We start from the raw sequence: 6538 nt of genomic DNA on the forward strand, positions 1-6538 counted from the left end.
AATAAAGAAGAAAATTAAGAAACAGACATAACGCCTTATAAATCAGTTATTTACGAAAACAATGTAAACGGTTTCGTAGATTTCGGTTAATCAACTTAAACGAATTAATATCTACGAAACCATTTACCTCAAATTAGTTAACACGTTGAAAATTAGCTAAATACAAACTTAACAAAACTTTTCATGCATGATATTCAACCTATAGTTTATTTAAAAACTACTTTACTATTATATATATAAACATCTGTATATCAACTCATTACATAGTTAAAAGTAAATACTTTCGTAGATGAATTTAAGGTTGAGATTCAGGTAACCAAAATACTTCTCAGAATAATTTCCATATTCAAAAGACTTCTACACAGCTCTGATAATAATAGAAAAGCTATCCAAAATCAGTAATATCTACGGAACTGTTTACAAAAAACTACGAAACTGTTTACTTATATCTACGAAACTGTTTACTTATATCTACGAAACCGTTTACCAACATCTACGAAACCGTTTACTTGTAATCTACTAATTCACTGGTTTTCATTACATTACAGAATCCCTAATTAAATAATCTAAGTAAATTCTAATTATAAAAATAATTTTTGTTTTAAAAGAATATACCTAAAGTACTGAATATTAAACACTTATAATATTTTCGGTAAATGATTTCGTAGATTATGATAGTTTAAAAAGATTTGGTTAACTATGTTTTGTGCTTTTCGATAATAAAATGTAGGCGATATCTTTTATATCTACGAAACCATTTACGCTAAATTTGTAACTATCATAATACCAAGGAGTTACATATTACTCATTGATATACTATTTCATAGTTATCGTGATTTTAATTATAAAATTATAATAATGATAATTGCCTTAATATCAGTAAGATAAGCAATGTTAGGTAAATAGTTTCGTAGATATAAGTAGTTAAAAAGCTACTACATCTACGAAACTATTTACCTGGATGAATGTAACACATTGATAAACAGCAAGATATATAATATAAATATTTGTCTTTTGATATCTTACGTTTCTAAAGTTTATATTTTAATTTTCTTAACGTGCTAATAATTAGTAAGTTATATATAATTAGGTAAATGGTTTCGTAGATATAAAAAGAATCGCAGACATGGTATTTAATGTCTGCGACTCTTGGTTGTATGCTCGGCATGAGCTTATTCTAATGGGTGCAAGTCCCTAACAAGCCCTAATAGCGGGAATTGTATAGCCAACAGCAAGGGTGTCCACTGCGAGGTGGAATCTGAAAGAAGCTGGCGGCAAACATCTGACCTAACGTACAGAAACTTCATATAAGGCATTTGACCATGGATGAGATTGCCACACAAATCAAAGTCCTATAGCTATTCGGAATGGTTGGTGTAAATGAAGTGGGTATAAGATGGAAAGAATAAGCCCTTATCCGAGGAGGTCTCCCGGACATGGCGATTAGTTGCCTTTACGAAAGTCATGGCGTAAAGCTTGCCGTGAGAAGTCAGCAGATGCCATAGTAGTGGAGTTCTCGATAACGCTCCATGAAGGGCAGAACCTATAAATGAAACGATAGTAATTGAAATGTACCTTATGAAGGAAAGAATGCAGAAAACATTGGCAGAAGTCAAGGGCTGCCCACAGAAAGATAGGACGGAATCCGAAGGATATGTGGGAGCGCAGACCTTCATGTGGATATGTGAAGACAACATAGTGGAAGTACCATTCGACGAGGAACACCTGTTGGAGCGCATCATCAGTCCTGATAACCTACTCAAAGCCTACAAGGCTGTGCAGCGTAACAGGGGCTGTAGCGGTATCGACAAGATGTCATGTGAGCAAATGCTCCCTTGGCTCTTGGCTAACAAGGATGCCCTAATCCGTTCCTTGCTAGACGGTTCATACCGTCCGAACCCAGTAAAAAGGGTAGAGATACCCAAAGACAATGGCAAGATGCGCCTGTTGGGCATCCCCACGGTCATAGACCGTCTGGTTCAACAAGCCATCAACCAGACCCTAACTCCCATCTATGAGCGTCAATTCTCTCCAGGAAGCTACGGCTTCCGTCCGAGAAGAGGCTGCCATGATGCCCTAAGAGGTGCTCAGAAAATAATCGATGATGGCTACATTTATGTGGTTGACCTCGACTTGGAGCGTTTCTTCGACACGGTGAGCCACAGTAAACTCATAGAAATCCTCAGCCGCACGATAAAGGACGGTAGGGTGATAAGCCTTATCCACAAATATCTCCGCAGTGGTGTGATGAGCAAAGGAATGTTCGAGGCAAGTGAGGAAGGCACTCCCCAAGGAGGACCGTTAAGTCCGCTTTTGAGCAACATCATGCTCAACGAGTTGGACAAGGAACTCACAAGCCGAGGTCTCCCTTTTGTCCGCTATGCCGATGACTCGATGAAATTTTGTAAGTCCAAGCGTGCAGCCAAACGCGTGAAGGAATCTGTAACCCGCTTCATCGAAGGAAAACTTCATCTGAAGGTGAACAGGGACAAGACAGTTGTGTCCTATGTGCAAGGTGTGAAATACCTTGGTTACTCCTTTTATGTAATGAAAGGCAAATGCCAACTCACGGTACACCCAAAAGCCAAATCCAGGATGAAAGCCAAACTCAAGGAGTTGACTTCCCGAAGCAATGGTTGGGGATATGCCAAGAGAAAGCAAAAACTTGAAGAGTACATAAGGGGATGGGTAGGTTACTATCACCTTGCCAACATGAAACGTTTCCTCATGGAAACTGACGAGTGGCTAAGGCGACGGCTATGTATGTGTATATGGAAGTCGTGGAAGAGGGTGAAAACGAGAATTGCCAACTTGATAAAGTGTGGTATAGATAAGTACCAAGCTTACATGTGGGGCAATAGTCGTTTGGGCTATTGGTGCATAGCTGGCAGTTACATACTAAGTCGTGCGATAACTAATGAAAAGTTGAGCATGGCAGGCTATGCTACATTGACGGGTTCATACCTCGAATGGTATCCAAAATAGGAACCGCCGTATGCGGAACCGCATGTACGGTGGTGTGAGAGGTCGGAAAACGAAAGTAGGAGAAAAACTACTTCGTTTTCCTCCTACTCGATTGGATTATCCTTGGTAGAAAGTAGGAGCAAATGAACCAACACACTTGAAGAATTCTTGAGCTATCTTTTCTACGCCCAGAGTTTTGAGTAATTGAAAATCTTCTTGTGAAGCCTGTATGCAGAATCTTTGATTTTTCATGCCGAGGAACTTCACCCTACTGAGCAATGTTGTCTGGGAAGGATCTATTATTCTTGATAGAAATTCATTCCATTGCTCTTCCCCACACTTTTCCATTTGGATCTTGCTTTTTTCAGGTTTCACAACATGAGCAAACAAGTCACCTACAACAGGTTCTTTGGTTCCGCTAGCTTTAGGAAGTCCTTTCCTATCCAATATCTTGCCATTGATATGGGCTTTTCCCAAAGCTGTTCTTTTGATTTTAAACACCAGAGCTTCAGGATTACCTCTTGTTTGTCCCCTTTTGTATATTGGTGTGCAATCAGTGAACATTATATCAATTTTGTCTTCTTTACTTAGTTTTGCAAAATCTTCTTGTACTGCATCCAATACTTGTTTCTTAAATTGAGAGAATTTTGGATACTGTTCTTCCTCTACTGTTCCGTCTTCAGCTATTTTAGCCATACCTAGATATTCTTTCAGTTGCATGAAAGGTACTTTTATGGTCATTTTGCCTTTATTTATTCCCATTTGACGCAGTAGAAAGAGATATATTCTTGGAGTGTTAAGTCGGCTAGCATATCGTGCAATCAAGGCTATATGATGAATGAAGCCTTGGCTCATGTCAAATGCATATTTGGCAACAACTGGGTCAATTTTTAACTCGACCTCTCCTTTTGACCTATCGTATGATACTCCCTGTTTTGTATAGCCGTTTGTCACAATATCTTCTGTTATGTTTGAAAATACGTGCTGAATAACGGCTTTGCCATCTATTTTGATTCTCACACTAAAGTCTAGGAGTTCTTTAAGAGTTTTACGCAGATCTTTATAGTGGCTTGATTCTATACCTAATTCACTCAATTTAAGTTTGATTTTAGGTACATTCATGGCAACGTGTTCTTTATCTACTTCAAACATATAGTCTGAACGTAGATTTCCTTTTTCACGCTTTTCGTTGAAGTATCTCGTAACGTATTCTTGTAGATGTGAACTTACGCAAAACAATATATGTTGCTGGGAAAGCGTGCATTGTTTGTCTATCTTGGTGAAACTAAATGGAGTATTTATCCACTGCTCATCAACATGGCTCTTTGCTATTTCATTTTTTTTATCTGTCATATTGATATTTCTGTTAGTATAAACAATGATTTTGTTTTTTGTTGTCGAAATCCCGTTTTTTAGTTTCCAAATAAGTAAACTTGATCCATAGTCTAAAAATTTTAGATTATGGTTGTCTCTTAAGACTCGTTTTTCTTAACTTGTATGTACAATCTTATTGCTTCACGTATGATTTCTTCATAATTCATCCCTTTGCTGCTAAGTTTAATCAGCATCAGTTCTTTAAAGTCTTCTTCTGACAGATATGTCTGAACTGCATGCATGGTTGCTCTTTTTTCTGCCAGACTCATTTTTTTCTTTTTTGCCGGTTGTTTTGCCGGTTGCTCTATATTATGCATAACAGGTTGTTCTACTGATTGTTCTGCGCCTGGACGAACTGCCTTATTCATATTACTAAAGGCTGCACGAAAATCCTTTCCCATTTTTCCTAATTATTTAAAATTAAACAATTCTTTAATAACCAATTCATAATCTATTGCGGCTGAGCAATAAGGGGCATAATGAAACAAATCTTGTTTTACTGTTTGAGCCTCATTAACCTTGATACAGCGTCGAACACCATGTTTTAGAATTTTTTCTTTATATTTTTCACGTAGAGTTGATAAAGCTTGTCGCACAATGACTGGTCTCTCGTCCAGCATAACTGGCAATAACCCTAACAATTCCAAATCTTTATTCAACGCAAAACGACCTTCTTTGACTTCCTTCATTGCTGCAAGAACAGCGGATAATCCAAAAACAGACAAGCCTTCCATCTGAACAGGAATAAGCAAATGACTGGCCACCACCATTGCGTTGTAAGTAGATAGCGACATTGCTGGAGGACAATCTATAAAGATGTAATCAAAGTAATCTATTGGATTACTTATGCTCTCACCTGTATAATCAATACAGTCACTATTGATGCATGCGCCTAACACTTGACGAGGTGCACCTGTGTTTTGAAGAAAAGGATCGACATCCTGCATCTTTGCAGAGCCAGGAACATAATATACACCTGTTTCTGTTTTGTAGATAGGTAATCCCTTACATGCGATCATTGACTCAAAAACAGTAGCACACCCTTCTGGTGCATGATTTAAAAGGGTCAAGTTGCATTGAGGATCTAAGTCTATCTCAAGGATTCTTAATGTTTTATCCTTTCTCAACATTCCTGCTGCAAGATTTTGCACTGTTGTTGTTTTGCCTACGCCTCCTTTATTGTTGACGATAGCCAAAATCATTTTCAGTTTATTTTCCATGTTTTTGACTTTTAATTATTCATTTTTGTGCAAAGATACATTATTAATTTGAAATAGCCAAATTTTAAATTACTTTTTTACATGGAAACATGTTTTTTGGCGAACATGTTTTCATGAATAAATTCTAACTTATGTTTTGTGTGAGTTAAAGTGTTAGAACACAGGTGTCTAAGATATAGTATGAATGTTTTGTAAACATACATGAAAACATGTTGTATTGCAAACATGTTTTCATGATATTCTGTAAATATGAAAGTCGTTATGCATGAGTGACATTTTATAAGTTTTTCTCATTCTATAAGTAATCTTTGAAGTATATTTATATGGTTCACAGTCTTTATATGTTTATAGTATGCATGTAAACATGAAAGCATGAATACTTGAAAATATACCTACATGCATACATGTAAACATGCATACTTGGATTTGTGTTTTCATGATTTTGTTATCTTTATATCTATGCGTCTGTTTGAATTGACAGATGATATAGTTAAATGTCTTGATATTAAGCTGTTAAAAGGATTGTGAAAATTTATATATATGCTGTTATATTTGCATTTTTATCCATAACTTTTCGGAAAACATGTTTGCATGATTACATGTCAATTTGCAAACATGTAATTTAGCGCACAAGTAAATATTAAATATGAAAACATGAACTATAGTAAACATGTAGACATGTTTATTCTTCGATGCATGCAATATTATTCTATTATTTAGCCTCATATTTTGATCGGATTCATTTTGTTTTTGTCTGCAACTTCTGAAATGATGTGAGAATAAACTAGCAAAAATATATAATATTATAAAATAAGGTATGGCTGTACAAAATGAATATTTAATTGTTTACAACTGTTAAAAAATCGCCATTTATCGAACTTTTTTGTCGAAGAATTTGGTGGAATGGAAAATAGTTAGTACTTTTGCACTCGCTTTTGAGAAATCAAGCATTACTCGAAGCAATATAAAGAAAGAGTTCT

At 36.2% G+C, this 6538-nt stretch carries 4 protein-coding genes; 1 reads left to right on the forward strand and 3 read right to left on the reverse strand.

The genetic code is table 11. The features are described 5' to 3' along the window. Positions 1-1578: 1578 nt before the first annotated feature. Positions 1579-2985 carry a group II intron reverse transcriptase/maturase gene (ltrA, locus tag ACTQ53_RS14295; RefSeq protein WP_441933700.1) on the forward strand — a complete coding sequence of 469 codons (1407 nt, stop codon included), beginning with the start codon at positions 1579-1581 and terminating at the stop codon, positions 2983-2985. A gap of 96 nt (positions 2986-3081) precedes the next feature. Here the strand turns inward: ltrA and ACTQ53_RS14300 are convergent, their stop codons facing one another. The 3 genes from ACTQ53_RS14300 to ACTQ53_RS14310 all read right to left on the reverse strand — a co-directional run bounded on the left by ACTQ53_RS14300 (position 3082) and on the right by ACTQ53_RS14310 (position 5558). Then, on the reverse strand, positions 3082-4317 hold the full coding sequence (locus ACTQ53_RS14300) for a hypothetical protein (protein ID WP_441933702.1): 1236 nt from the start codon (positions 4315-4317) through the stop codon (positions 3082-3084). A gap of 119 nt (positions 4318-4436) precedes the next feature. Continuing rightward, on the reverse strand, positions 4437-4739 hold the full coding sequence (locus tag ACTQ53_RS14305) for a hypothetical protein (RefSeq protein WP_441933704.1): 303 nt from the start codon (positions 4737-4739) through the stop codon (positions 4437-4439). Positions 4740-4748: 9 nt separating this feature from the next. Then, positions 4749-5558 carry a ParA family protein gene (locus ACTQ53_RS14310; RefSeq protein ID WP_153122970.1) on the reverse strand — a complete coding sequence of 270 codons (810 nt, stop codon included), beginning with the start codon at positions 5556-5558 and terminating at the stop codon, positions 4749-4751. Between the last annotated feature and the right edge of the window lie 980 nt (positions 5559-6538).

This window comes from Prevotella sp. Sow4_E9_plate (assembly GCF_052116205.1).
In the GTDB taxonomy this organism is placed as follows: Bacteria; Bacteroidota; Bacteroidia; order Bacteroidales; family Bacteroidaceae; genus Prevotella.